Raw genomic sequence first — 23,892 nt, 5'->3', positions numbered from 1 at the left:
GCCGCGCGGCCGGTGCTGACTCGGTTCGGTCTCTTGGTCATCCAATATCTACCGAGTCTTATCAATGTTCCGGCCGTACAGATATGCTTCGCTGCGTCTTACTTGCCGGTCGTCGGCCCGAACTCCGCCGCCGCCGCGACGACCCGAGAACGTGGGGCTTACACGCACAGGACCGCTCTCGTCGGTATGACCCTGGCTATACGAGCCCGGAACCTCGTGAAGGAGTACGACGACGTCCGGGCGCTAGACGGCCTCGACCTCTCGGTGGAGTCCGGGGAGTTCTTCGGCCTCCTCGGCCCGAACGGTGCCGGAAAGACGACGTTCATCAACATCCTCGTCGGCCTCGCGAACCGGACCGACGGCGAGGCGGCGGTGTTCGGCCACGACGTCGACGCCGAGTACCGCCTGGCCCGCGACGCCATCGGCCTGGCGCCCCAGGAGTACAACGTGGACCGGTTCTTCCCCATCCGGGAAGTCCTCGAACACAAGGCCGGCTACCACGGCATTCCCACCGAGGAGGCCGGCCGCAGAGCCGACGACGCGCTCAAGACGGTCGGCATCTACGACAAGCGCGACACGCGCTTCGACTGGCTCTCCGGCGGGATGAAGCGCCGCTTCATGCTCGCACGCGCGCTCGTCTCCGATCCCGATCTGCTCATCCTCGACGAACCCACGGCGGGGGTCGACGTCCAGTTGCGCCGTGACCTCTGGGAGGTCATCAACCGCATGAACGACGCGGGGACGACCATCCTACTGACGACCCACTACATCGAGGAGGCCGAACGCCTCTGCGATCGGGTGGCGATCATGGACCAGGGCCGGAAAGTCGAAGAGGCCACGCCCGGCGAACTCATGGACCGGGGGACCGACCGCATCCGGATCGGCCTCCGCTCGACGCCGGCGACGGTCCCCGACCTCGGCGTGCCGGACGTCCGCGACGCCCGGATCGAGGACGGGCAACTGGTCGTCACGGCCGCCCGCGGGAGCGCGGTGGTCCCGGAGGTGCTCCGGCGGCTGGAGGCCGACGGGTACGCCGTCACCGAGGTCGACATCGAGCGCGCGTCGCTCGAAGAGGTGTTCGTCGACGTGACCCGGACGGATAGCGCGGTGGAAGCATGAGCGGCGGCCTCGAACCCGACGGCGGGCACGCGGGCAACGGGACCGCGAGCAACGGGACCGGGGGCGACGCCGACGCCGGCGGCACGCTTCTCGAACGCCTCCTTCCCACCGGATTTCGGACGCTGTTCCACCGCGAGGTGCTGCGCTTCATCCGCCGGCCGCGGAACACGTTCCTCCCGCCGGCGATCACGAACGTGCTCTACTTCTCGGTGTTCGGCGTCATCCTCGGCGGCCGGATCGACTCCTTTGCCCTCGGCGGTCGCGAGATCGAGTACATCGCCTTCATCCTCCCCGGCCTGATCGTCCTGGGGGCCATCTCGAACGCCTTCGAGAACGCTTCGTTCTCCATCTTCCACGGCCGGTGGAACGAGTACATCCACGAAGTCCTGACGTCGCCGCTGTCCTACCGGTCGATGGTCGGGGCCTACATCCTCTCCTCGGCGCTCCGGGGGCTGGTGGTCGGGGTCATCATCGGCCTGATCGGCCTGCTGTTCACGAGCGTGCCGATCGCCCGGCCGCTCTACCTCGTGGCCTTCATGCTCGTGATCTGCCTCCTGTTCGCCGGCTTCGGCGTCGTCGGCGGTCTCTGGGCGCGGGACTTCGATTACCTCACGGTCCTCAACCAGTTCATCCTCCGCCCGCTGGTCTTCTTCGGCGGCGTCTTCTACTCGCTGGACGCGCTGGAGGGCTTCGCCTACACCGTCTCGCTGCTCAACCCGATGGTGTACATGGTCAACGGCGTCCGCTACGGCTTCTTCGGGGCCGCCGAACTCCCGCCGGATCTCTCGCTTGCGGTCCTCTCCGGGCTGACGGTGGCCGTGCTCGCGCTGGACGTCGAGCTGTTCCGGCGTGGCTACGGCCTGGTCGACTGAGGGGCTGAACCGTTTTGGGTCGCCGGCCCCAATCGTCGATCGTGTCCGAACTCGATCCCGACACCCTGCTGCCGAGCGAACGGATGCGCGACCAGGCCAAGGCGGGCGAGGTCACCCAGATCCACCGCGGCCACCGGTACGCCGACGAGGGCGACACCCTTGTCGTCGACGACGCCACGTTCGAGGTCGTCGCCGTCGAGGACCGCACCCTCGGCGACCTGACCGACGAGGACGCCCGGGCCGAAGGCGCCCGCGACCTGGAACAGTACCGCGAGATGCTCGACCGCGTCCACGACCACTTCGAGTGGGACGACGACAGCGAGGTCGTCTTGCACCGGTTCGAGAAGCGATAGCGCTCCGGCGACCGTCGCGGCGGTACTCAGCGCTCCGTGACGAGGAACTCCTGGCCCGGCTCCATCCGGAGGGTCATCTCCGCGGAGACGGGCGGCTCGCCGTCGGCGTCGTTCTCGCCGAGCCAGTGGAGGTCGTACTGCCGGCCGATGGTCGCGAGCGCCAGCTGAGCCTCCAGGAGCGCGAACTGCCGGCCGATGCAGATCCGCGGGCCGCCGCCGAAGGGCGCGTAGGCGAAGTCGTGCAACTCGGACTGGAGGTCGCCGTCCCACCGCGAGGGGCGGAACTCTTTCGGGTCGTCGAAGAAGCGCGAGTCGCGGTGGATGTGCCGGATCGCGACCAGGAGCTGTTCGTTCGCCGGGATGCGGTAGCCGTCGAAGACCACGTCGGTCGTCGGCTCGCGGGGCAGCGAGTGTACCGGCGGATAGAGCCGCAGCGTCTCGGTGACGAGCCGTTCGGTCACCTCGAGGTCGTCGACGTCCGCGAGCGTCGGCGGCCCGTCCAGTTCGTCGACCTCCGCGTGGAATCGCTCGCGGAGTTCGGGGTTGTTCGCGAGCGCCCAGCAGGCGAAGGTCAGCGTCGTCGTCGAGGTGTCGTGCCCGGCGAAGAGAAAGGTCACCATCTGGTCGCGCAGGCGCTCGTCCGTGAGCATCGCCGAGTCCGCCATCCCGGACTCGCGCAACCCCACGAGCAGCGAGAGCAGGTCCTCGGCCTCGCTCGGATCCGTCGGCGCCCCCTCGGCCGCCTCGTCGAGCAACCGGTCGGCCTCCGTCCGGATTCGCTCCTTGGCCGCCCGGAACCGGCGTCGGGCCGGCGTCGGTACCCACTCCGGGAGGAAGTAGGAGGTCGGCTTGAACCAGCCGTGGAGGTGTTCGGCGCTCTCCCGTAGCTCCCGGTCGCCATCGAGGGCGAGTTCCCGGCCCAGCACCGTCGCGAACAGGACGTCGAGCGCCAGGTCGGTGAACTCCGCCTGGAGTTCGAGCCGATCGCCGTCGTTCCAGCGGTCGATCCGGCGGCGGACCTGCTCGACCATCCCGTCGGCGTAGCCCAGCACGCTGTCCCTGGTGAACAGCGGCTGGAGGACGTCCCGCTGCTGGGCCCACTCCTCGCCCTCCACCGTTAGCAGCCCCTCGCCGAAGGCGATCCGGAAGTCCGCGGACTTGCGGAACTTCTCGCGGTCGGTGAGCAGCACTCGTTTGGCGTGCTCGGGGTGGCCCACGCCGTAGATGTCGCCCTGTCCGAACTGGTGCAGTCGCACGACGTCCCGCGTCGCGAGCGCCCGCTCGGCGAACGCCAGCGGATCGCGCATCTGGTGGACGATATGCAACGTGGGCGGCCCGCAGTTGGGCGGGTAGGGCGCGATCGGGGCCTCCGTCGCATCCTCCGCCGTCGTCGCGTCCCCCTCGGCCGATTGCGCTTCCTGGGGACTGTCCGTAGCCATGCCGTCAATAGTGAGCGCGCACGGAATTAAGTCCGGTGCCTCTCTCGTGTGGGCGTCGATCGGCTAGCCGCACTCGCTCCACCCGCACCGATGGCAGAACGGGCACCCGCCCTCTGGTGTGAGGTCGGGATTCCCGCATTCGGGGCAGCACTCGGGCATCTCAGTCGCTCACCTCTCCGTCGATCTGAGGTTGTGTCTCTGGCATACCTGTTCGGAGGGCTTGGAGGTATTTGGGTCGAACCGGGGTGTTTCCGGAACTTCCGGAAACGGTCGTGCGTTACCTGTGGTATCGAGGCCGCCTCACTCGCATTGGTATTTTGACGTTCTAGAGGCGATGTATGACGGGAAACGACAGACTGTACCCAGTTTAGTGGAGCTGACAATGAACAGTCCCCGCTACCCTTACAATCGGATGGCAGCGTTGGCTAGAGCAGATTACGTTGCGAGGGTCGGTCCTTCGGTTAGCTTCAAGATGTACGCTATCACGGAGAAGGTTGAGCGGGCGCTAGAGCATCATGACCTCTATGACCATGACATTGGAGAGAAATCCCATATGTGTGCTGACGGCGAACTGTCACCTGTGGCTTTAGACATTCAGACAGATAATAGGTCAAACAATCTATACGAAATTCCCCAAAGACATATTCACAAACACCAGTCTATCGGGACGTCCAAATCCACGAGATTCATTTCCTCCTGCATTTGGTCGATGTTCTACCTCTAGCTTTCCGTTTTCTTTCAGTATCTTGAAAGCCTCTCGGTAATGACTTACCTTGAACACATTTTCGTCAAAGGTATCCTCTAATAAGTCCTGGAATATTATGTCCGTGCCTTTGTACTTTGAGTATAATTCTTGAGCAAAATCTTCTATCCGCTCTTCAAAGTTATCCGTTTCTGCAAACTCGGCAAAAGAGAGTTGCTCATCTTCGTAACCAGAATGGTCTGGACCTAGGTATGCAAATTTATCATCTGCGCCAGCATTGAACATTGTTTCTTTCATAACTTTGAGGCCTTCCCAGTGATTCGTTACATGGATTAAATAGTAGCAAACCTGTTTCTTCGTCTCTTCAACCATCTCAAACGGCATTGTGAAGGCCGCACCAGCACGCTCCTGTAGTTCTCTTTGATAAATAGACGAGAATTGTTCTGCACGCTCGTCTTTGGACATATCTGGTGGAACTTCAGTTTGCCAATCATCAATTCCTAATGTGTCTGAGATCGCCTTCTGATGATCTTGATCTACCATCCACTGCGCCATCTTTCCAGCCATAAATGTGATCAAGAGTTCAAGACTGCAATCGCGCAATCTATATAGGTCGGATATTAGCTCAAATGGAATGTTGCTATATCCGAAAGGATCTATGAACACAAGCCCCGGAGGTGGCGAGGTATCCTGAAATTCATTAATGAAATCATTTGCCCACCCCTCAAACTCTCCATTGATGCAAACCGGATCAATGCGGTCATCAAGTTCTTTTGCTCGACTGCCAACTGACTCCTCCAACTTAGCAAAATTCTCAGAATCTTTTTCTATGAAAACACATCGAATAGTCTCAACCCGTTTGCTCACTCTCTCTGATTCTGATAGGATTTTGTTCGCCATCTCCATCGCAATAATCGGTGATCCATCAGATCCGTCAGGATAAACACCAGGTCCAGCGAACCCGTCGACATATAATATATCTGAATTCACTGTGCTGATTTTTTTCAGCCAAGGATTCAGATAGAGACGAAGTATCCGATGTTTCATCTTTGTTTGGCCTTTTTTCCCTTTTTGGCCCTTTTTTCCAAATTTACGTTCGTCACTATCTTCGTACATGGGAATGAATTCAGGGAAGCGCCGTTGTAGACGAGGTAGCTACCAAGTGCTCCCGTAATAACATAAGTCCTCGGGAGCCACTGTGGGAATTTCCATCAATTTAGCTTGATATCTGTTCTGGATATGGAGGTGCCGGTCCTTTTGGTGTGTCTCGTTTAGCAAAGTCTTCTGGTGATTGACGATCGCGCCAAGATTGTAACCACGTCGCTTCCTCCTCTGAGACATATTTGATGAGTTCCTTGTCGGGCCACAAGTGAATAGGTAGGTCTAAATTCCTCCCAATTTCTTGGACCCATCGAAGATGTTTAACAGCGTATTCGACCCATTGATCCCGGTTTCGGAGATTGTCTAATTCCTCTGCTAATTCCGTTTGTCCAGCCTCTCGGGCTGCTTCAACAGTCATCTCAAAGTTCGCACCACGAGGATTAATTGGTTCATGAAATACTACTGCTGGATCACACTCAGAGACTCTAAGAAGCTGGTATCTGATGTCTTCCTTATTTTGGGTGGGATAGGTCGGACTCATACTAACGAATGTCTGGACCCCCCGATCATTGAATTTCTTTAAACCTTGCAACCTATGTTTGGGAGCGGGTGCCCGTGGCTCAATCGCTTGTACTTGTTCAGCATCCATACACGGGATGGAGGATCCGATTGTAACGTGATTTCCACCATCAACAAAAACATCAGCGTCTTGGAGTGCAAGAATAGGATTTCTTGTGAGAACGCGAGTATACCTTTCATGGTTAGTTAGCGCGTCAACGACATTACGCGTAATATTGCCAGCCCTGCCATCCATGTAGCAATCTGTTGAGAATGAAACGCCAACTACACCACGGCCACGGGGAGTTTTATTCCAGCTTCTTTTTCTATCTAGATGATTATCTAATCTCTCACCCAGGCCGTCACGGTAGAGCACATAATTCCCCCATTCTTTCTGCCCATTTTTTATGTCAACCTCTTCCTCAAGCATATCTGGCCGCGTTCGGATGTTCGGCGTTGAGGGTACGTAGCAAAATTTACACCCGTGACGACAGCCGGTGGCGACGTTAACCACATAATCACAGAGATGCTTACTGTTTAGACCCGATTCGCTCAAGATCGCCTTTGTGGGGTCCTCGCTGGTTCGCACCTCGTCGTGATTATGGGTCATTGTTCATCTCACCTCGATTATCTAGTTCGAAATACAAATTTGTTGTCCCGAGATTTTGGCGCAAACGTCTCATCGAGTCCATCATAACCAAGGATTCAGTGCAGAGTTTAATAAGTCGTGCCGGGTCGTTTCCGGATTTCCAGAAGGAGTAACACACAGTGGTTCTCCGTGTTTTACTTTCAGTCCGGTAGGCTCGCTTCTTTGGGGTTGGATTTTAAATATCGAGGTAAGTGGCCCACCATGAAACTCACCTGGGACACCGGAGATAGCTGGTTCGAGCGAACCTATGCCCTCGAAAACCAGAGGGGCCATGTCCTCGAATCCTTCGACGAAAGTCCGTCGCTTGACGAATTACGCGAAGCAGAGCGGAGGCATGGGGAGCGTATCGACCTTTGGCAGGCCGGTCTCCTCTGTTCTGAATGTAGTGATGAAATCAACGGTCGCTTTGCTTCCGATCCAGACAGCGATCTCCTCTGTTGGGATTGTGCAATGGACGCCACCGGCGATTCAGAAAACGGCGTCCGGGTAAACACCGACCCAACGAAGGCGGTAATGAGTGAATCCCAACTGCACAAGAAGAGCCTCTGCGATCACGTAATCAACGTCGCCACCGGCTGCCGTCACGGCTGTAAGTTCTGCTACGTTCCGACCACGCCCGCCGTCGAACACCGGGAGGATATGCTGAACGAGCAGGCCGACGTAGATGATGCCCAACGAGATTGGGGAAGCTACCTTCTCTACCGCGACGATCTCCCCGAACGCCTCCACCGGATACTCGAAGATCGAAACCCCGAGGAACGAAAGCAGACCGATCGCGGTCGTGGCGTCGTGATGCTGTCGAGCGGAACGGATTGCTATCAGGATCGGCGTGCCGCACAGATAACTCGGGGGTGTGTTTACGAACTGATTGAACACGAAATTCCAGTCCGAATCCTAACCCGTAGTCCGGCAGTAGTTCGAGATCTCGATCTATTCAAACAAGCAGGGAATCTGGTGACAGTCGGTTCGTCGATTCCCTCGCTGGACGCAGAACTAGTTTCGGCAATGGAACCGAACGCACCACCGCCGATGAAGCGATGGAATGCGCTCGATCAACTCCAACGGGCTGGCGTTTCTGTCTTCGTCTCCATGTCTCCTACGTACCCCGGGATGGGAAAGTACGAGATCGACAACCTACTAGGTCACTTCTCCGCACTCGGGGCAGCGGTTGTTTTCCATGAACCGATCAACCCGCGTGGGGCAAATTTCGAGATGTGTCTAGAAGCCGCTGAAGAAGTGGGAAGGGATGATGTGGTAACAAAGCTTCGGGAATTCGAGGAGGACCGGACCGCTTGGGTGGAGTACGCTGTTGAGCAAATCAATACCGTCCAACAGCAGGCTAACCGGTACGGGAATATCGAGGTTCACTCGTGGCCTGATGACCAGCTCGTCGATGCTACTTCCGGTGAGCTATCGCGGCGGCTTCGGGCAATGCAAAAGGCGGTATCACCAGAAAATTTCGATGATAACGAGAGGGCTCCTGACGAATCTCAACAGCAACTCATGAGCGACGCACAGGAATTGAAAAAACTACTGTGATTTGCTAAATTGAGCAAGCATCCGCGCGAGCGAAGCGAGCGCGGTTCACCGAGTCCGAACGGAGTGAGGACTCGGCCTTTTTTCGCCCACGTTTTTCGAGGAGTGGTCGCGCGAAGCGCGACCCGACGAAGAAAAAGGTGGAGTGGACTCGCTGGGATTTGAACCCAGGGCCTCTTCCTTGCGAAGGAAGCGATCTACCGCTGATCTACGAGCCCGCAGTCGGTGATTGCGTATCGACGCCGTTATAGCTTCCGTTCGGACCCCGAAAGCGCGAGTGCCTCGCGCGTGAGACGGGGGGAATCCCCACGAGGCCGGTGCGTACCGGCGCTCGCTCAGTCCTCGAGGACGATCTCGATGGACACGTCGTTGGGCACCTGAATCCGCATCAGCTGCCGCAGCGCGCGTTCGTCGGCGTCGATGTCGATCAGCCGCTTGTGGACGCGCATCTCCCAGTGTTCCCACGTGGCCGTCCCCTCTCCGTCGGGGGACTTCCGCGAGGGCACTTCCAGCGTCTTCGTCGGCAGCGGCACCGGGCCGCTCAACTTCACGCCGGTCTTGTCCGCGATCTCGCGGACGTCGTCGCAGATGTCGTCCAGGTCCTCGGGACTCGTGCCTGCGAGCCTAACGCGTGCCTGCTGCATGCGTTAGTTCGGTTCCTCGACGGTCAGGACCTTGCCGGCCGCGATGGTCTGACCCATGTCGCGGATGGCGAAGGAACCGAGTTCCTCGATCTCCGAGGACGGCTCGATGCTGAGTGGCTTCTGCGGTCGCACCGTGACGACCGCGGCGTCGCCGGACTGGATGAAGTCCGGGTTCTCCTCGGCGGTCTCGCCGGTCGAGGGGTCGATCTTCTTGTCGATGGACTCGATGGTACAGGCGACCTGTGCGGTGTGGGCGTGGAAGACCGGGGTGTAGCCCGCGGTGATCACGCTCGGGTGCTGCATGACCACGATCTGGGCCGTGAACGTCTCGGCGACGCTCGGCGGGTCTGAGGCGGGGCCACAGACGTCACCGCGGCGGATGTCGTCCTTGCCGACGCCGCGGACGTTGAAGCCGACGTTGTCGCCGGGGCCGGCCTGGGGCACCTCTTCGTGGTGCATCTCGATGGTCTTGACCTCGCCGCTCACGTCGGAGGGCTGGAACGACACGTTGTCGCCCGTGTTGAGCATCCCCGTCTCGACGCGGCCGACCGGGACGGTCCCGATGCCGGAGATCGTGTAGACGTCCTGGATCGGAAGCCGGAGGTCGGCGTCCGTCGGCGGCTGGGGCTCGGGCAGGTCGTTGAGTGCCTCGAGCAGGTTCGGGCCGTCGTACCACGGTGTGTTCTCGGAGTCCTCGGCGACGTTGTCGCCCTCGAACGCGGAGATCGGGATGAACTTCGCGTCGTCGACGTTGAACTGGACCTGCTTGAGCAGGTCGGTGACCTCCTCGACGGCCTCTCGGTACCGACTCTCCTCGTAGTCGACGAGGTCCATCTTGTTGACGCCGATGATGAGCTCGTCGATGCCCAGGGTGCGGGCCAGGAAGACGTGCTCACGCGTCTGCGGCTGGACGCCGTCGTCCGCCGCCACGACGAGCACGGCGTTGTCGGCCTGGCTCGCGCCCGTGATCATGTTCTTCACGAAGTCACGGTGGCCGGGACAGTCGACGATGGTGAACTCGTACTCGTCGGTACTGAACTCCTGGTGGGCGATGTCGATGGTGACACCTCGCTCTCGCTCCTCCGCGAGGTTGTCCATGACGTAGGCGAACTCGAAGCCGCCCTTGCCCTTCTCTTCTGCTTCTTCCTTGTGCTGTTCGATGACGTGCTCGGGTACGCTCCCCGTCTCGTAGAGGAGGCGTCCGACCAGCGTACTCTTCCCGTGGTCAACGTGGCCGATGATGGCCAGGTTCTGGTGACGTTCTTCGCTCATTTTTTATCTCACGCGCAGAGGCGCTATATCGGACTCTTTTGGTGGTGGCAGTTAAAACGATTTCGATAGGTGGCGGTCGCCGTCCCGCCGCCGTCTTGCGATTTGGCAGACCGTCACACGACTTGCGCCAGTCCGGTTCCGAATTGGGGCCCTCACAGCTCGGGCAGTCGACCCACGTCAGAGAGCACGGCGGTCGCCGTCTCGGGGCCGCCCGCCCCGCGGCCGCTCAGATTCAGCCGGCCGGCGTGATCGGTCTCCAGCTGGACGATGTTCGTCGTCCCGCCGACCGCGAGGTCGCCGTGCTCGGGCACGAGTCGCGGGCCGACCCGGACCTTCTCGCCGCTGACCTCGCCGATGAGCCGCACGGTCCGGCCGTCTTCGTTGGCGAGCTCCAGCGCGCTCCCCGGGACGTCCGTGATTCCCTCGACCTCGGCGTCGGCCAGTTCGTAGGTCCGCTCGCCCTGTGCGAGGACGTTCGCGAGGATGACGCACTTCAGCGCCGCGTCGGTCCCCTCGACGTCGAAGGAGGGGTCCGCCTCCGCGACGCCCATGTCCTGGGCCTCCGCGAGGACGTGCTCGTAGTCCAGCCCCTCGGCGGCCATCCGCGTCAGGACGAAGTTGGCCGTCCCGTTCAACACGCCACGCGCGGCGACGATGTTGTCCGGGCCCACGTCCTCGACGGTCGAGAGCACGGGGATCGCGCCGCCGACGGCCGCCTCGAAGCGAACCGAGCCGGCGCTCTCGCGTTCGAGGTCGCGGATCTCGGCGTAGCGTTCGGCGACGGGACCCTTGTTGGCGAGCACGACGTGGCGGTCCCGCTCCAGGGCCGTCCGGACGTGCCCGAAGCCGGGCTGGGCGTCGCCGAGGGTCGTCGGCGTCGCCTCCACCAGCGCGTCGTACTCCCCGTCGAGGGCGTCCTCGGGCGAGTCATCCCCCACGGTGCCTTCCTCGCGCTTTCGTTCCAGGGCGGCGGCCACGTCGATCCCGTCGGCGTCGACGGCCGCACTCGACGAGTCGGCGACGGCGGTGACGGTGTGGCCGTACCCCGCGGCGAGGTCGGCGACAGACCGACCCACGTCGCCGGCGCCGACGATGGCCAGTCTCACGCCTCACCACCTCCCGTGAGCGGTTCGATGACGCGGAGGTCCTTTCGCTCGGCGACCGACCGGACCGAGTCGAGGACGGTCTCGGACTCGCCGCTCTGGGTCTTCAACCGAAGCCGTGCGCTCGCGCCGTTCTCGGTCCCCTCGGGCGCCGACAGCGACACGTCGGTGATGGAGGTGTCCGTCCCGTCCTGGATCGCCGACAGGGTATCGGAGAGGTCCGTCTGGACGAGGTCGCCGACGACGATGACGGTCAGTTCCTCGCTGTAGCGCTCCGCGCCGGCCTGGATGACGTTGACCCCGGCGTCCCGGAGCCCCTCGACGACCGCGTCGAAGCGCTCGGGCGTCGCCTCCAGGTCGACCTCGACCGGGATGTGGCCCCGGGGCGTCAGGTTCCCGCGCTCGTGGAAGATCGAGAGGAGGTTGCCCCCGTTGTTCGCGATCGGGTCGAGCGCGCGCAACAGCTCGCCCGGTTCGTCCACGAGCTCCAGCCGGACGGTGTAGGCGTGGACCTCCTCGCTGTGGTCGTTCATACGCCTCGCACCCCCCGCGACTCGCAATCCGGCGGATACCGCCACCGCCGGTCGTCGCTCCCGTTGCTGGTCATGCCTGCATCTCACGTACCGACCGTTATAAGAATGCCACCTTTTCGTACTTCCCTGCCGGGTGTTTCGGCGCGGCCCGCGCGGGGACGCTCACGGCAGGATCTTCTCGTAGACCTCGTCGATCCGCTCGTTCGTCCGTTCGGCCTGCTCCGGGTTCGCCCCCCACGGATTCCGCGAGAAGTAGTACATGCTCGCGAGGATGACGCCGATGGTGACCGGGAGGTTCGGGTCGGCGATGACGAAACTCAACAGGAAGTGCGAGACGCCGGCGATCAACCCCCCGATGAGGACGTCCAGAATCTGGTGGAGTAGCGACATACCCTCAGCTAGGCGGCGCGCTGGGGTAAAGTTGATCAAACACTGCGGTCGCGGGACGGTGCGGTAGAGAGGCCAGCATCCGCCGAGCGAAGCGAGGCGGTTCACGGGGCCGAGCGTAGCGAGGTCCCGCTTTTTCGCCCACGTTTTTCGAGGAGCGGTCGCGGCGTCGCCGCGACCCGACGAAGAAAAAGGTGGCTAGAAGTAATCGATCGCTTCGGGCAGTTCGGTCTTCATGCCCTTGCGCTCGCGGATCTCGGTGATCTGGTCGGGCTGGAGGTTGTCGGCCATGACCTGGAAGCCGGCGTTCTCGGTGTTCCAGGAGGCACGGCCCTCGGTGGCGCTCCGAATGTCGCTGGAGAAGCCGATCATCTCCTCGACGGGCGCGACGCCCTCGACGACCATCAGGTCGCCTTCCTGGTACATGTCGTCGACGCGGCCACGGCGGCCCTGGATCTCGCCGGACGCGGCGCCCATGTGGTCGTTGGGCACGTCGATCCGGACCTCCTGGATCGGCTCCAGCAGGCGGATCTTGGCGTCGACAAGGGCGTTGTGGACGGCCTCGCGGACGGCGGGGATGACCTGTGCCGGACCGCGGTGGATGGCGTCCTCGTGGAGGCGGGCGTCGTGGAGGCGGATGAGGGCGCCCTCGACGGGTTCGGCCGCGAGGGGGCCGTCGTCCAGCGCTTCCTCGAGGCCCTCGACGACGAGTTCCATCGTCTCGTTGAGGTGCTGGATCCCCTTCGTGTCGTCGATGAGGATGTTGGTGCCGTGCATGGTCTCGACTTCCTGGGCGGTGTCCTTGTCGAGACCGGCCTCCATCAGCGCCTCACGCCGTTCGAGTTCCGGCATGTCCATCGACGCCTCGCCCATCTTGATCGTCTCGACGACGTCCTGCGGGAGCGGCTCGATACTGATGTAGAAGCGGTTGTGGCGGTTCGGCGAGATGCCCTCGACTTCGCGGGAGGGTTCCTGCGGGGCCTCGCGGAAGACGACGATCGGTTCGCCGGTGTTGACGGGGATCCCCTGGTTGCGCTCGATGCGCTGGGTGATCACTTCGAGGTGGAGCTCGCCCTGCCCGGAGATGAGGTGCTCGCCGGTGTCCTCGTTGATCTCGATCTGGATCGTCGGGTCCTCCTTCGAGACCTGCTGGAGCGTCTCGATGAGCTTCGGCAGGTCGTCCATCCGCTGGGCCTCGACGGACTTCGTGATGACCGGCTCCGAGATGTGCTCGATGGACTCGAAGGGTGTCATCTCCACGGAGGAGACCGTGGAGCCGGCGATGGCGTCCTTCAGACCGGTGACCGCCGCGATGTTGCCGGCCGGGACGCGGTCGACTTCCTCGCGCTCGCCGCCCATGTAGATGCCGACGCTCTGGATGCGGTTCTTGCCCGCGGTGCCGGAGACGTAGAGTTCCTGTCCCTTCTCGATCGTCCCGGAGAAGACGCGGCCGGCGGCGATCTCGCCGGCGTGGGGGTCGACGCCGATGTCGGTGACCATCAGGACGACTTCGCCGTCCTCGTCGACCAGCCGCATCGTGTCGGCCAGTTCCGAGTCGGCGTCGCCACGCCAGACGCGCGGGATGCGCATCGGCTGGGCGTCGATGGGGTTGGGGAAGTGCTCACAGACCATGTCGAGCACGACGTCGGCCAGGGGGGTCCGCTCGTGGAGCTCCTGGCGCTCGTCGGCCTGCTCGAGGTCGATGATGTCGCCGAAGTCCATCCCCGTGCGCTGCATCGAGGGCATGGAGACGCCCCACTTGTAGAGCGCGGAGCCGAAGCCGACGGTCCCCTCCTCGACGGAGACGGTCCAGTCGTCGATGTCGTCCATCTCCTCGGTCATCCCGCGGATGAGGTCGTTCACGTCGCGGATGACCGCGGTGAGTCGCTCCTGCATCTCCTGGGGGCCCTCCTCGAGCTCGGAGATGAGGCGATCGACCTTGTTGATGAACAGGGCGGGCTTGACGCCCTCGCGGAGCGCCTGTCGGAGGACCGTCTCCGTCTGGGGCATGGCGCCCTCGACGGCGTCCACAACGACGAGCGCGCCGTCGACGGCGCGCATCGCACGGGTCACGTCGCCCCCGAAGTCGACGTGGCCGGGCGTGTCGATGAGGTTGATGAGGTGGTTGGTGTCCTCGTACTCGTGGGTCATCGAGACGTTCGCCGCGTCGATGGTGATCCCGCGTTCCTGCTCGTCCTCTTCGGTGTCCATCGCGAGCTGCTCGCCGGCGGTCTCGTCCGAGATCATGCCGGCCCCCGCGAGGAGGTTGTCCGTCAGTGTCGTCTTGCCGTGATCGACGTGGGCGGCGATGGCGATGTTCCGGATGTTCTCCGGCTCGTCCATCAGCCGTTCGCACTCCTGTACGATCTTCTTGCGTCGGCCCATTATACTCAGGTCTATCGGAAGCAGGGTCAAAAGTGAAGTGGTTTGCCCCGGCCCCGGCCGAACCCGCAAACCGCCCGCGCAGCGCCCGCTGCCCCCGTTTTCGACTCCCCGTCCCCGACGGATCCGACCGGCCCGAAAGCCGCACGCAGTCCTCACACCCCCGCAACAGTGATACGGGTTGGTCTCGTAATGTGCGAAGACATGGACGTTCGCGTGCAGGGTGCCGGTCCGACGGAGCCGTTTTTGAGCGCGCGTGACCTCTTCGAGACCGAGTACGACCTCGACCGCCCCGTCTCGGTCTACCTCCGGGAGGACCCCGACGAGCGGACCTACACGAGCCACGACGCCGACGGCCACGACCTCTCGATCTCCCGGCAGGCCGCCAGTAGCGCGATGGCCCGGGAACTGGCCCTCCACGAGTTCTCCCACATGCACCGCAACGAGCAGGGCCACCCCTCACACACCCAGTCGACCGAGGAGGCCCTCTATCTGGCCCTCTCCGGCCGGAGCGTCGAGCGCCGGAAGCTCACCCACTGCTACCAGATCGCCAATCACATGAAGGACATCTACGCCGACGACCTCACCCTCTCGGTCGCCCCGGCGGACAAACTGGTCGCCTTCCTGGAATCGAGTCTGGCCGCCGCGCTGGCCGACCGCCCGGCGGCCCTCCCCGCCGGCACCAGACTGACGGCCGCCGCGGATCCGGAGATCACGGCGGTCAACGCCGCCTTCGCCCTGGCGCTCGTCGAACGCCACGGCCTCGTCGGCACGGACCACCGGCTCTACGACCTGGCCCACGCGGCCGCCGAGGACGCCCCCGAGATCCGCTTCGACCGGTTCAAGGAGCGCTTCCGGTCGCTCGCCGACGACCCCGGCGAGAGCGAGTACCGGAAGATCCTCGTCGACGTCACCCGCGAGTACGCCATCGGCGGCCAACAGGCGGCCGACTGACGCTACTGGCCGTCTCGCCCTTCCCCCTCAGCGCCGCGCTCTGAATCGCCCGTCCAGGCGAACGCCAGGACGCCGCCCAGCCCGCCGAGCACCGAACCGATCACCAGCCCGCCCAGCGCGCCGAACAGCGACACCGTCGCCAGCACGATCCCGAGTCCGCCCAGCACCGACGACAGCGACGGCACCGTGAGGACGAGCAGTCCACAGACCACGAGCGACGCGCCGAACAGCAGCGCCGACCCGGTAAAGGAGCCCATGGTGAAGAGGAGAAACCGCTCGAAGACGACCGGCAGGACCAGCGTCGCCAGCCCGGAGAGCACGAGCAAGGTCCCGCCCCAGAACGGCCGTCGGCGTCGCCAGTCGGTGAACGCGGCCCGCCGATCGCCGACGGTCGCGCTCCGCTCGCCCGGGCCACCGGTCGGCTCGGTGTCCGCCTCGTCCATGCCGCTTCCTGTCGGTGACACGGTGAAAACGATTCCCCCTAGAGCTCGAACCGGTCGTCCAGATCGCCCGACTCGATCTCGTCGTCACTCTCGTCCGGGTCGTCGGCGTCCTCGCGGCCCGTAATGGCCTCGATCAGGTCCCCACCGCCGGCGGACTCCGTCTCGGCGTCCGTCCGGTCGCTCGTTTCGTCCGAGGCGTCCTCGTCGTCGGACGCCCAGATGAACTCGGAGGTTCGGCCCCAGATGAATCCCGAGGTCCCGCCCCAGATGAAGTCCGTCGTCCCGCCCCAGACGAACTCCGAGGCCTCGGCCAGGGTCTTGACGTCGACGTCGGCCTCCGCCGGCGGGTCCCAGGCGTAACAGAGCACGCCACCCGCCGTCGCGATGATCATGCCGACGAAGAGGCCGCCCAGCGCCCCGACCAGCGACAGGGTGGCGAAGGCGATCCCGAACACGCCGAAGATCGACGCGAACTCGGGTTTCGCCACGGCCGCGAGCCCGCAGAAGGCCACAAGCGACGCGAAGAACAGTCCGATGACGGTGAAGGCGCCGCCGATGAACAGCAACTCCGCGGCGAACTGGATCGGCACCCAGCCGATGAGCAGCGACCCGAGCACCAGGAGGGCGCCCCCCAGTAACGGCCGCGGTCGCTGCCAGCGATCGAACTCCCCTCGCGGATCCGCGATCCACCCACGAATCGACGATCCCGCACCCGACGACGATTCCATTCGCGCGAAAATCCTGCCCCCATCTGCTTTTGTCTTTCGACGGTTACGAACGCGGAACGGCGAGCGGCGACCGTGCGGTCACCCGCACAGGAGGTCCCACCAGTCACACGACGTCGTGACCGTCACGGTGTCGGTCGCGGTGGCGCCGTCGTCGTCGGTCACCGTCAGCGTCGCGGTGAACTCGCCCTCGGAGTCGTAGCTGTGACTGACCTGCTGGCCGGTGGCCGTCGAGCCGTCGCCGAAGTCCCACTCGTAGGACGCGATCGAGCCGTCGGGGTCGCTCGAGTCCGACGCGTCGAACGAGAACGATTCACCGGGTTCGGCCTCCGTGGGACTGACCGACGCGACCGCCGTCGGCGCGTCGTTGTCGTCGACGGTGATCGTCACGCTCTGGGAGTCCGTCGCGCCGTCGTCGTCGGTCACCGTCAGCGTCGCCGTGTACTCGCCGGGCGAGCTGTAGGCGTGTGAGGTGTAGGATCCGGTGGCGGTCGCCCCGTCGCCGAACTCCCACTCGTAGGACTCGATGGTCCCGTCGGGGTCGCTCGAATTCGATCCCTGGAAGGCCACCGACTCGCCCACCTCGACGACGGTCGACCCGACCGAGGCGTCGGCCGTCGGCGGATCGTTGTCGGTGACGGTGACCGTCACCGTATCCGTCGCGGTCTGCCCACTGTCGTCGGTGACGGTCAGCGTGGCCGTGAACTCACCGCCGGACGCGTAGGTGTGGGTGACCTGCTGGCCGGTCGCCGTCGAGCCGTCGCCGAAGTCCCACTCGTAGGATTCGATCGAGCCGTTCTCGGCGACCGAGTTCGACCCGTCGAAGGTGACGGGATCACCGGTCATCGTCTCCTGCGGACTCGCCGACGCCGCGGCGATCAGCGAGTCCTCGCCCTGGACGGTGATGCTGACCGACCCCGACGCAGTCGCGCCGTCGTCGTCGGTCACCGTCAGCGTCGCATCGTAGGTGCCGTCCTCGGCGTAGCTGTGACTGACCTGCTGGCCCGTCGCGGTCGAGCCGTCGTCGAAGTCCCACTCGTAGGACTCGATGGTCCCGTCGGGATCGCTCGATCCCGATCCGTCGAAGGTGATCGACTGGTCGGGCTCGACCGTCGTCGCGGACGCGGACGGGCTCGCTATCGGGGCTTCGTTCCCCTCGACGAAGACGGTCACCGAGTCGATCGACTCCGCGCCGCTGTCGTCGGTCACCGTCAGCCGCGCCGTGTAGGCGCCCGGCTCGTCGTAGGTGTGGCTCACCACGGCACCCGTCGCGCTCGCCCCGTCGCCGAAGCTCCACTCGTAGGACGTGATCGAGCCGTCGGGATCGCTCGACGCCGACCCGTTGAACGTGACCGAGTCGCCGACGCTGACCGTCTCCTCGCTGCTCGTCGCGTCGGCCGTGGGCTCGGCGTTACCGCCGGTGTCGCCGTCACCTGCGCTCGCGTCGCGACACGGCCCCCACTCGAAGTTCCCGTCGCTGTCCGGGTCGTAACAGGTGACGAACTGCAGATCGGAGATCGAGATCCGGTCCGCGAGCAGGTAATGCGCCCGGATCTGGACGCCGTTCCGGTCGGCCCCCTGGAGCGTGACCGGGCCGTTGGACTGGATCCGCCAGCGCCCGCGCGCGTCCGTGGCGTTCGTGTCGTTCGTGACGAAATCGTTGAACGTCGCCTGCTCGGCCTGCAGCGCCGAGGACTTCACCATCACGTTCCCCCCGTCCGTCTGGCCCGGGGAGGCGAACCGGACCCTGACCGTCCCCGGCATCGGGAATCCAGAAACCCGGTCGAGGTCCATGTCCTTCGTCAGCGTGAACTGCTGGAGTTCCGCGTTCGTGAGCTGTACGACCGTCTGCGGGAAGTTCTGCTCCGTGTCCGTATCGTCGACGCCGGGGACCAGGATCATCTCCTCGGCCGTGACCTCCGAGGCCGTGACGTTGAACCCCCCGACCCCTGCCAGCGGCAAGGCGAAAGCCACGCCAGTCGACATTACCAGCAGTCCGATCAGCGCCCACGTCGCGATGGCGGTTCCAGCCCCCCGCGCAATGCGTTTCCGGTTGTACATAATTATCGGCGATCGATCGTTGGTCGTCGTCCCACGGGCTCCCCCCAAGCCCCAGCCAGCCCGACCGCGTTGCTGGAAACATTACCAGTTTCCATGCTGAACCTTACCCCGGATATGGACGGCCTATTATTATAGCCCCGTGACGGTTCGAGCGACGCCCGGCGGTTCTGCTTCCGGATACCAGGCCGTTCGGCCTCTCTATCCCCCGTTACTGGTCGCCCTGCCAGCTGAACTGGACGTCTTCGTTCGCTGTGGCCTCCGCGCCGCTCGATCCGCGAGCGGTGTCGGGTTCCGGGTTGGGGTTCTGCCAGGCGACGCAGAGGTTGCCCCCGACGATACCGATGATCATCCCGACGAACATCCCGCCGAGCGCCCCGATCAGCGAGAGGATCGAGAGCGCGATCCCGATGACGCCGAAGATGGTCGACAGCTCCGGTCTGGCCATGACGAACGCGCCGGTCAGGAAGACCATCGCGGCGAAGACCAGCCCGATGACGGTGAACGAGCCACCGATGATCGCCAGTTCGGTCGCGAACTGGATCGGTACCCACCCGATGACGATGCCGCCGATCATCAACAGGAGCGCGCCCGTGAACGGGCGGCCCTGCTTCCACTCGCCGAATCGACCGCGGCGGTCGTCGACTCGTCGGCGGATCGGCCCCGGAATCGTGCCCCAGAGTTTTGCTCGAACAGACATTGTTTGATTGTGTTCGCGGTGTCGCACTAAAAGCGTATCCTCGTCGACTGCGTATCGAAAAAATGGGTCGGTCGGTTAGCTAGCGGTCGTTAGCTGGCCCACTCGTAGTCGCCGTCGTTGTCGGCGTCGTACTGCACCTCGAGTGCCATGCCGGGCATCGAGATGCTGTCGGTGGCCAGGTAGGTCGCGCGGATGAACGCGCCTTCCATGACCATCCCGGGACCGCCGTCGCCGCCAGTGTAGTTCTTGCGGAGCTCACCGGCCGTTGCGCCGCCAACGCCTTCGATCGGCGTGGTGGGCTCTTCGTCGGTCGTCAGTTCCATCCAGCTCGAGATGTCCTCGGGGCCGTCGACGGTGTTCTCGTCGATGACCATGCCCGAGAACGTCGCGTGGTCGGCCGCCAGCTGCGGCGTCTTCATCATGAGCGTCTCGGACGTAACGTTACCGCTGGCCGAGATCACGATGCGCGCCTTCCCTGGCATGAGACCGCCACTTGCGTTCTGCAGGTCGAAGACCTTCATCAGGTTCATGCCCTGGATGGTCGTGCTATCGAGTTCGACGATACCAACGGGATACTGGTCGGTCGGTCCGACCGGCTGGCCCTGATCGGACACGCCCGTGGAGTTCTCCGCGTCGGACGAGCCGGGGTAGAGGATCATGCCCTCACCCTCGATGTGATCCGCCGTAATCGTGAATCCGCCGATACCTGCGACCGGCATCGCGAACGCCGTGCCTGTGCTCAGGAAGAGCAGGCCGACGATCGCGACCACCCCGAGCGATGCACCGGTACTCTTTGCGAGTATGCTTTTGTCGTACATGTTTTCTCACTCTCGTTCGTGCGCCGTGCACGCGTGGCGTGCGACGTGTCGTCGTATCTCCCCCCATTGCCGGACACGTTGCGGGTGCCAGGCCCCAACACCACGGGAATTGCGCCGTCCACCGTTCTCCCCACGAGAACGCGAACGACGGTTGCGGGAGAGTTCCAATCGACTCATCCGCAGTGTACCACGTCATTGAAAGACACATACTGACTCACCCCTCAGTGTTACCCCGGACATAGACGGTCATTTATATTCACTCCATAGTGTTAGCATATTTTGCGTTCAGGAATTGTGTGTGAAACCACGAGACCCTGGCCGGTTCGCCACCGAATGCAGCGAGTTCCGGGCGACGTACTATCGGCTCTCGTCCGAGTCGTGTGCCTCCGAATGCCGGTCGCTGATCGGTGAGCGAAGAAAGAATGTGAATTTCGGAACGGATCGAACCGAGCCTCGATGGCCGGTTAGTTACCGAGCTGGTCGACGGATTCCTCGTGGAACACGATGTAGATGTCGAGTTTGATCTCGTTCTCACCGGACGGTGCGGGCAGGCCGACGTCGCCGTTGACCGTGCTGTCGAGGACGTTACAGCCGCTCGCGCCGGGCACCTCTAACTCGTTGTCGACGAGCGTGGCCCGGGCCGTGCCGTTCTCCTCGAAGGTGGCCGGGTCGGCGGGCGAGCCAGTCAGATTGCCGCTCTGACCGGTGGTCCCCTCGACGTTGACCGAGATGCCACAGTCCTCACCCTGACCGAGCTCCTCGATATTAGCGAAGATGGGGGCGTTGAACGATCCCGAACCGTTGGAGGTGTCGAGCGACCCAGTGATGGTGTCGGTAGCTCTATTGTCGGTGGCCAGCGGACCCAGCGTGTTCGACGAGAAGTCGATCACGGGGAAGTTGAAGTTCTCCGGTGAGACAGTGTAGTCGCCAGTCGACTGGTCGAAGCTGGCGTTGAAGTACACACAGCCCTTGTCCGTCTGGGCTTCACCGTTGGGACAGTGCGGGATTTCACCGTAGCCGGCGGTGCTGCTGTTCCCCACGTCGATGTAGCCGTCCTCGGTGTAGGCGGTGAACGACTGGTACTCGGTTCCGCCCGAGCCGGAGTCGCTCTCGACGGAAACGCTCGTCGAGCCGGTGTCGTTCGCGCTACCGACCGTGGCGGTGTAGTCGCCAGCGTCGCCAGACGCGGTGGTCCACGACAGCGAGACGTCCTGGCTCGCACCGCTGTTCAGCGTCACGCTCGTGTCGTCACGAACGGTCCCGCCGACCGACAGCTCGACCGTCTGCGTTCCGGCCTGGTCCCCGGTGTTCTGGACCGTCGCGTTGACGAGCAGCGTGTCGCCTTCCGTCACCGGCGAGTTGCTGTTCACACCCGAGACCTGGAAGTTCGCGGCCGAGTCGGGAGCGTTGACCTGCACGCTCGTGCTCACGGAGTCGTTCTCCGTCGCGACCGTCGCCGAGGAAGAGCCGGCGTCACCGGTCTGGGTGGGCACCGACAGCGTGACTTCCTGGCTCGCGCCGCCGGCCAGGGTCACGTCGGAACTGTCGCTCTCGTCGAGCACCGACAGCGTGACCGTCTGCGTGCCCTCCAGGTCGCCGGTGTTCTGGACCGTCGCGTCGAGAGTCAGCGTCTCGCCTTCCGTCACCGGCGAGTTCGTGTCGATGTTCGAGACCTGGAAGTTCGCCGGCTGATCGGGCTGCTGGGACTCCAGCGTGATCTGCGCGGTCGCTGAGTCGTTGGCCGTTGAGACGCCGTGCGTGTAGGTACCGGCCGATAGCGAACTCGTGTCGACGTCGAAGGTCACCGTGGTGCTCCCAGCGCTGGCCAGGGTCTGGTCCTGACTCGCGAGCGTTTCTAGCGTTCCGTCACCGTCCGTGTCGACGCCGAAGGTGACCGCCTGGGTCCCTTCGGACTCGCCGACGTTCTCCACGTCCGCCGAGACGGTGATCGTGTCACCGACCGTCGCCGTGCCCGGTGCGTTCAGGTTCGAGACCTGGAAGTCCGCGGGCCCGGCCGGATCGGTGTCGGTCCCGTCGTCACCGTCGCCGCCATCGTCACCGTCGCCACCGTCACCGATGCCGCCGAAGTCCGGCGCTTCGCCGTCACCGATGCCGGAGAAGTCGGGACCTTCACCTGCGCCGTCGCCGATCCCGCCGAAGTCCGGCCCGTCGCCACCGTCACCGATGCCGCCGAAGTCCGTTGCGTCTCCAGTGTCACCGATGCCGGAGAAATCCGGCGCGTCGCCGTTCCCGATGCCGGAGAAGTCGGGGGCGTCACCGCTGCCGCTCCCGATGCCGGAGAAGTCGGGCGCCTCACCGGCGTCGCCGAAGCTGAACCGCGGTGAATCGCTGGCGTCGCCGAAGCTAAAGACCGGACTGTTGCTGTCCCCGTCGAATCCGAACTCGCCTCCATCCTCGCTATCGTTGAGGTTGAAGTCGAAGTCGGAGGTGTCCTCGGCCTGCGCGGCTGCCGGTGTGGCACCCACGAGCAGCAAGCCGACGACGGCCAACAGGGTGACCGTTACGATCGTTCCGTTAGGTATCGTTCCCTTGTCGTATCCCATAGTGTCGCTCCATGCTGTTCGCGCTGGTTCGCTCCCAACGCGGTGGCACGACCCCCAACACCGGGACTGGCGGCCAGTCCCGTCCGCGGGCCCCACTACCCGCGGACGACCTCTCGTTCCCTCAGCGCATGCACGGGGCCACCCGCGCACGCGAAATCGACTCAGGCCGTCCTGGCGTCGTGGCCACTACGGAGATACTGGGTGGCGACGTCGTGCTTAGGATTTCCCCGGACATGGACGGCTATTTATTACTAACTGGTTCGGATGGGGAAAATATACTTGCGGGACGCCACCGGATTACCGGCTCCGCGGACTGGTGACTCTGCGGACTCCGGGCGTCGGCGAAAAAGAGGCGCGCGTGTCTCAGCGAGCGGCCGCGGCGACGCGTTCTTTCTCTTCTTTCTGGTTGACGGCGTAGGTGCCGACGTCGTCGTTGGCGGCGCCGACGAGCTGGTTCGCCAGCGCCTCCTCCACGTCGGTCGTCGTCTTGAAGGCGTCCTGGTAGACGCCCTCGGCGAGGAACTTCAGGGCCTGGTCGACGCGGCGCTGGGGCGCGACGTCGACTGCCTTCGGGACGGAGATGCCACCGTACTTCAGGCGGACGGTCTCCTCGCGGGGGGCGCTGTTCTCGACGGCGTGGACGAGGACCTGGACGGGGTTCTCGTCGGTCCGCTCGTGGACGATCTCGAACGCCTCCCGGACGATCCGGGTCGCCTGCTGTTTCTTGCCCGTGTTCTCCTCGGTCTGCATCAGCCGGTTGATCAGGCGCTCCACGATGGAGATCTCGCTTTTCTTGAACTGCTTGCCGGCGTGACGCCCCATCGTGTGGGCGATGGGGGTGATCGTGATGTAGCGTTCGGTGCTGGGGTCGTAGTACTCCATGTCCGTGACCTCCCACTGACCGAACAGCTTCGCGGGTGCGCTCTCCTCTTCGTCGGTGCCGGCAGGGGACTCCGGCTCGGGTGCGTCGCTGGACATG

Annotated in this window: 21 protein-coding genes and 1 tRNA gene; 5 read left to right on the top strand and 17 right to left on the bottom strand. The window is 63.6% G+C overall.

The annotated features are described in order from the left end of the window. Window positions 1-186: 186 nt before the first annotated feature. The 3 genes from U5918_RS08640 to U5918_RS08630 are packed head-to-tail and all read left to right on the top strand — an operon-like array spanning window position 187 to window position 2,344. On the top strand, window positions 187-1,119 hold the full coding sequence (locus tag U5918_RS08640) for an ABC transporter ATP-binding protein (protein WP_336000938.1): 933 nt from the start codon (window positions 187-189) through the stop codon (window positions 1,117-1,119). Then, window positions 1,116-1,991: an ABC transporter permease gene (locus U5918_RS08635; protein ID WP_336000936.1), complete on the top strand. Its 876-nt coding sequence runs from the start codon at window positions 1,116-1,118 to the stop codon at window positions 1,989-1,991. Before U5918_RS08640 ends, U5918_RS08635 begins: the two co-directional genes overlap by 4 nt. Window positions 1,992-2,032: 41 nt before the next feature. After that, a complete protein-coding gene (locus U5918_RS08630) occupies window positions 2,033-2,344 on the top strand; it encodes an ASCH domain-containing protein (RefSeq protein ID WP_336000934.1) in 312 nt (103 codons plus the stop codon). A 26-nt stretch (window positions 2,345-2,370) separates the two neighbouring features. Here U5918_RS08630 and U5918_RS08625 read toward each other — a convergent pair whose 3' ends face one another. The 3 genes from U5918_RS08625 to U5918_RS08615 all read right to left on the bottom strand — a co-directional run bounded on the left by U5918_RS08625 (window position 2,371) and on the right by U5918_RS08615 (window position 6,755). Next, window positions 2,371-3,783, bottom strand: a complete 1,413-nt coding sequence (locus U5918_RS08625; RefSeq protein ID WP_336000932.1) for a cytochrome P450 — start codon at window positions 3,781-3,783, stop codon at window positions 2,371-2,373. A gap of 619 nt (window positions 3,784-4,402) precedes the next feature. After that, the gene (tcmP, locus tag U5918_RS08620; protein ID WP_336000930.1) at window positions 4,403-5,602 is read right to left on the bottom strand and encodes a three-Cys-motif partner protein TcmP; all 1,200 of its coding nucleotides are present in this window, start codon (window positions 5,600-5,602) and stop codon (window positions 4,403-4,405) included. A gap of 100 nt (window positions 5,603-5,702) precedes the next feature. After that, window positions 5,703-6,755, bottom strand: coding sequence for an SPL family radical SAM protein (locus tag U5918_RS08615; RefSeq protein WP_336000928.1), 1,053 nt, complete (start codon window positions 6,753-6,755; stop codon window positions 5,703-5,705). A 240-nt stretch (window positions 6,756-6,995) separates the two neighbouring features. Here U5918_RS08615 and U5918_RS08610 point away from each other — a divergent pair, with 240 nt between their 5' ends. After that, entirely contained in the window at window positions 6,996-8,333 is a 1,338-nt protein-coding gene (locus U5918_RS08610; protein ID WP_336000927.1) for an SPL family radical SAM protein, read from the top strand. Window positions 8,334-8,476: 143 nt separating this feature from the next. Here the strand turns inward: U5918_RS08610 and U5918_RS08605 are convergent. The 7 genes from U5918_RS08605 to U5918_RS08575 all read right to left on the bottom strand — a co-directional run bounded on the left by U5918_RS08605 (window position 8,477) and on the right by U5918_RS08575 (window position 14,654). Further along, window positions 8,477-8,548: transfer RNA gene (locus tag U5918_RS08605), tRNA-Ala, on the bottom strand. 117 nt (window positions 8,549-8,665) lie between these two features. Further along, complete coding sequence (gene rpsJ / locus U5918_RS08600) at window positions 8,666-8,974, bottom strand: 30S ribosomal protein S10 (RefSeq protein ID WP_077205861.1); 309 nt, start codon at window positions 8,972-8,974, stop codon at window positions 8,666-8,668. A 3-nt stretch (window positions 8,975-8,977) separates the two neighbouring features. Next, window positions 8,978-10,246: a translation elongation factor EF-1 subunit alpha gene (gene tuf, locus U5918_RS08595; protein ID WP_336000926.1), complete on the bottom strand. Its 1,269-nt coding sequence runs from the start codon at window positions 10,244-10,246 to the stop codon at window positions 8,978-8,980. 152 nt (window positions 10,247-10,398) lie between these two features. Beyond that, window positions 10,399-11,352 carry a homoserine dehydrogenase gene (locus U5918_RS08590; RefSeq protein ID WP_336000924.1) on the bottom strand — a complete coding sequence of 318 codons (954 nt, stop codon included), beginning with the start codon at window positions 11,350-11,352 and terminating at the stop codon, window positions 10,399-10,401. Continuing rightward, a complete protein-coding gene (locus U5918_RS08585) occupies window positions 11,349-11,882 on the bottom strand; it encodes an amino acid-binding protein (protein WP_336000922.1) in 534 nt (177 codons plus the stop codon). Before U5918_RS08585 ends, U5918_RS08590 begins: the two co-directional genes overlap by 4 nt. A gap of 162 nt (window positions 11,883-12,044) precedes the next feature. After that, window positions 12,045-12,272 carry a hypothetical protein gene (locus U5918_RS08580; protein ID WP_336000920.1) on the bottom strand — a complete coding sequence of 76 codons (228 nt, stop codon included), beginning with the start codon at window positions 12,270-12,272 and terminating at the stop codon, window positions 12,045-12,047. 195 nt (window positions 12,273-12,467) lie between these two features. Further along, the gene (locus U5918_RS08575) at window positions 12,468-14,654 is read right to left on the bottom strand and encodes an elongation factor EF-2 (RefSeq protein ID WP_336000918.1); all 2,187 of its coding nucleotides are present in this window, start codon (window positions 14,652-14,654) and stop codon (window positions 12,468-12,470) included. 201 nt (window positions 14,655-14,855) lie between these two features. Between U5918_RS08575 and U5918_RS08570 the strand changes: the two genes are divergently transcribed. Next, window positions 14,856-15,605, top strand: coding sequence for a DUF5781 family protein (locus U5918_RS08570; RefSeq protein ID WP_336000916.1), 750 nt, complete (start codon window positions 14,856-14,858; stop codon window positions 15,603-15,605). A gap of 2 nt (window positions 15,606-15,607) precedes the next feature. On the opposite strand, the gene U5918_RS08565 is transcribed toward U5918_RS08570, so the two are convergent. From U5918_RS08565 to U5918_RS08535, 7 genes are all read right to left on the bottom strand, one after another. Then, window positions 15,608-16,048 (bottom strand): DUF6114 domain-containing protein, encoded by a 441-nt coding sequence (locus U5918_RS08565; RefSeq protein WP_336000915.1) that lies wholly within the window; start codon window positions 16,046-16,048, stop codon window positions 15,608-15,610. 38 nt (window positions 16,049-16,086) lie between these two features. Next, window positions 16,087-16,776 carry a DUF6114 domain-containing protein gene (locus U5918_RS08560; RefSeq protein WP_336000914.1) on the bottom strand — a complete coding sequence of 230 codons (690 nt, stop codon included), beginning with the start codon at window positions 16,774-16,776 and terminating at the stop codon, window positions 16,087-16,089. A gap of 78 nt (window positions 16,777-16,854) precedes the next feature. Next, on the bottom strand, window positions 16,855-18,759 hold the full coding sequence (locus tag U5918_RS08555; RefSeq protein WP_336000912.1) for a PKD domain-containing protein: 1,905 nt from the start codon (window positions 18,757-18,759) through the stop codon (window positions 16,855-16,857). A 283-nt stretch (window positions 18,760-19,042) separates the two neighbouring features. Then, window positions 19,043-19,531: a DUF6114 domain-containing protein gene (locus U5918_RS08550; RefSeq protein WP_336000911.1), complete on the bottom strand. Its 489-nt coding sequence runs from the start codon at window positions 19,529-19,531 to the stop codon at window positions 19,043-19,045. Window positions 19,532-19,620: 89 nt separating this feature from the next. Then, window positions 19,621-20,349, bottom strand: a complete 729-nt coding sequence (locus U5918_RS08545; RefSeq protein WP_336000909.1) for a hypothetical protein — start codon at window positions 20,347-20,349, stop codon at window positions 19,621-19,623. A 464-nt stretch (window positions 20,350-20,813) separates the two neighbouring features. Then, window positions 20,814-22,913: a CARDB domain-containing protein gene (locus tag U5918_RS08540; protein WP_336000908.1), complete on the bottom strand. Its 2,100-nt coding sequence runs from the start codon at window positions 22,911-22,913 to the stop codon at window positions 20,814-20,816. Window positions 22,914-23,276: 363 nt separating this feature from the next. After that, window positions 23,277-23,891: a 30S ribosomal protein S7 gene (locus U5918_RS08535; RefSeq protein WP_336000907.1), complete on the bottom strand. Its 615-nt coding sequence runs from the start codon at window positions 23,889-23,891 to the stop codon at window positions 23,277-23,279. Window position 23,892 lies beyond the last annotated feature (1 nt).

Source organism: Halorientalis sp. LT38 (genome assembly GCF_037031225.1).
Classification (GTDB): domain Archaea; phylum Halobacteriota; class Halobacteria; order Halobacteriales; family Haloarculaceae; genus Halorientalis; species Halorientalis halophila.
Note: the sequence above shows the minus strand (reverse complement) of the source record. Positions and strands in the feature narration are given on the sequence as shown.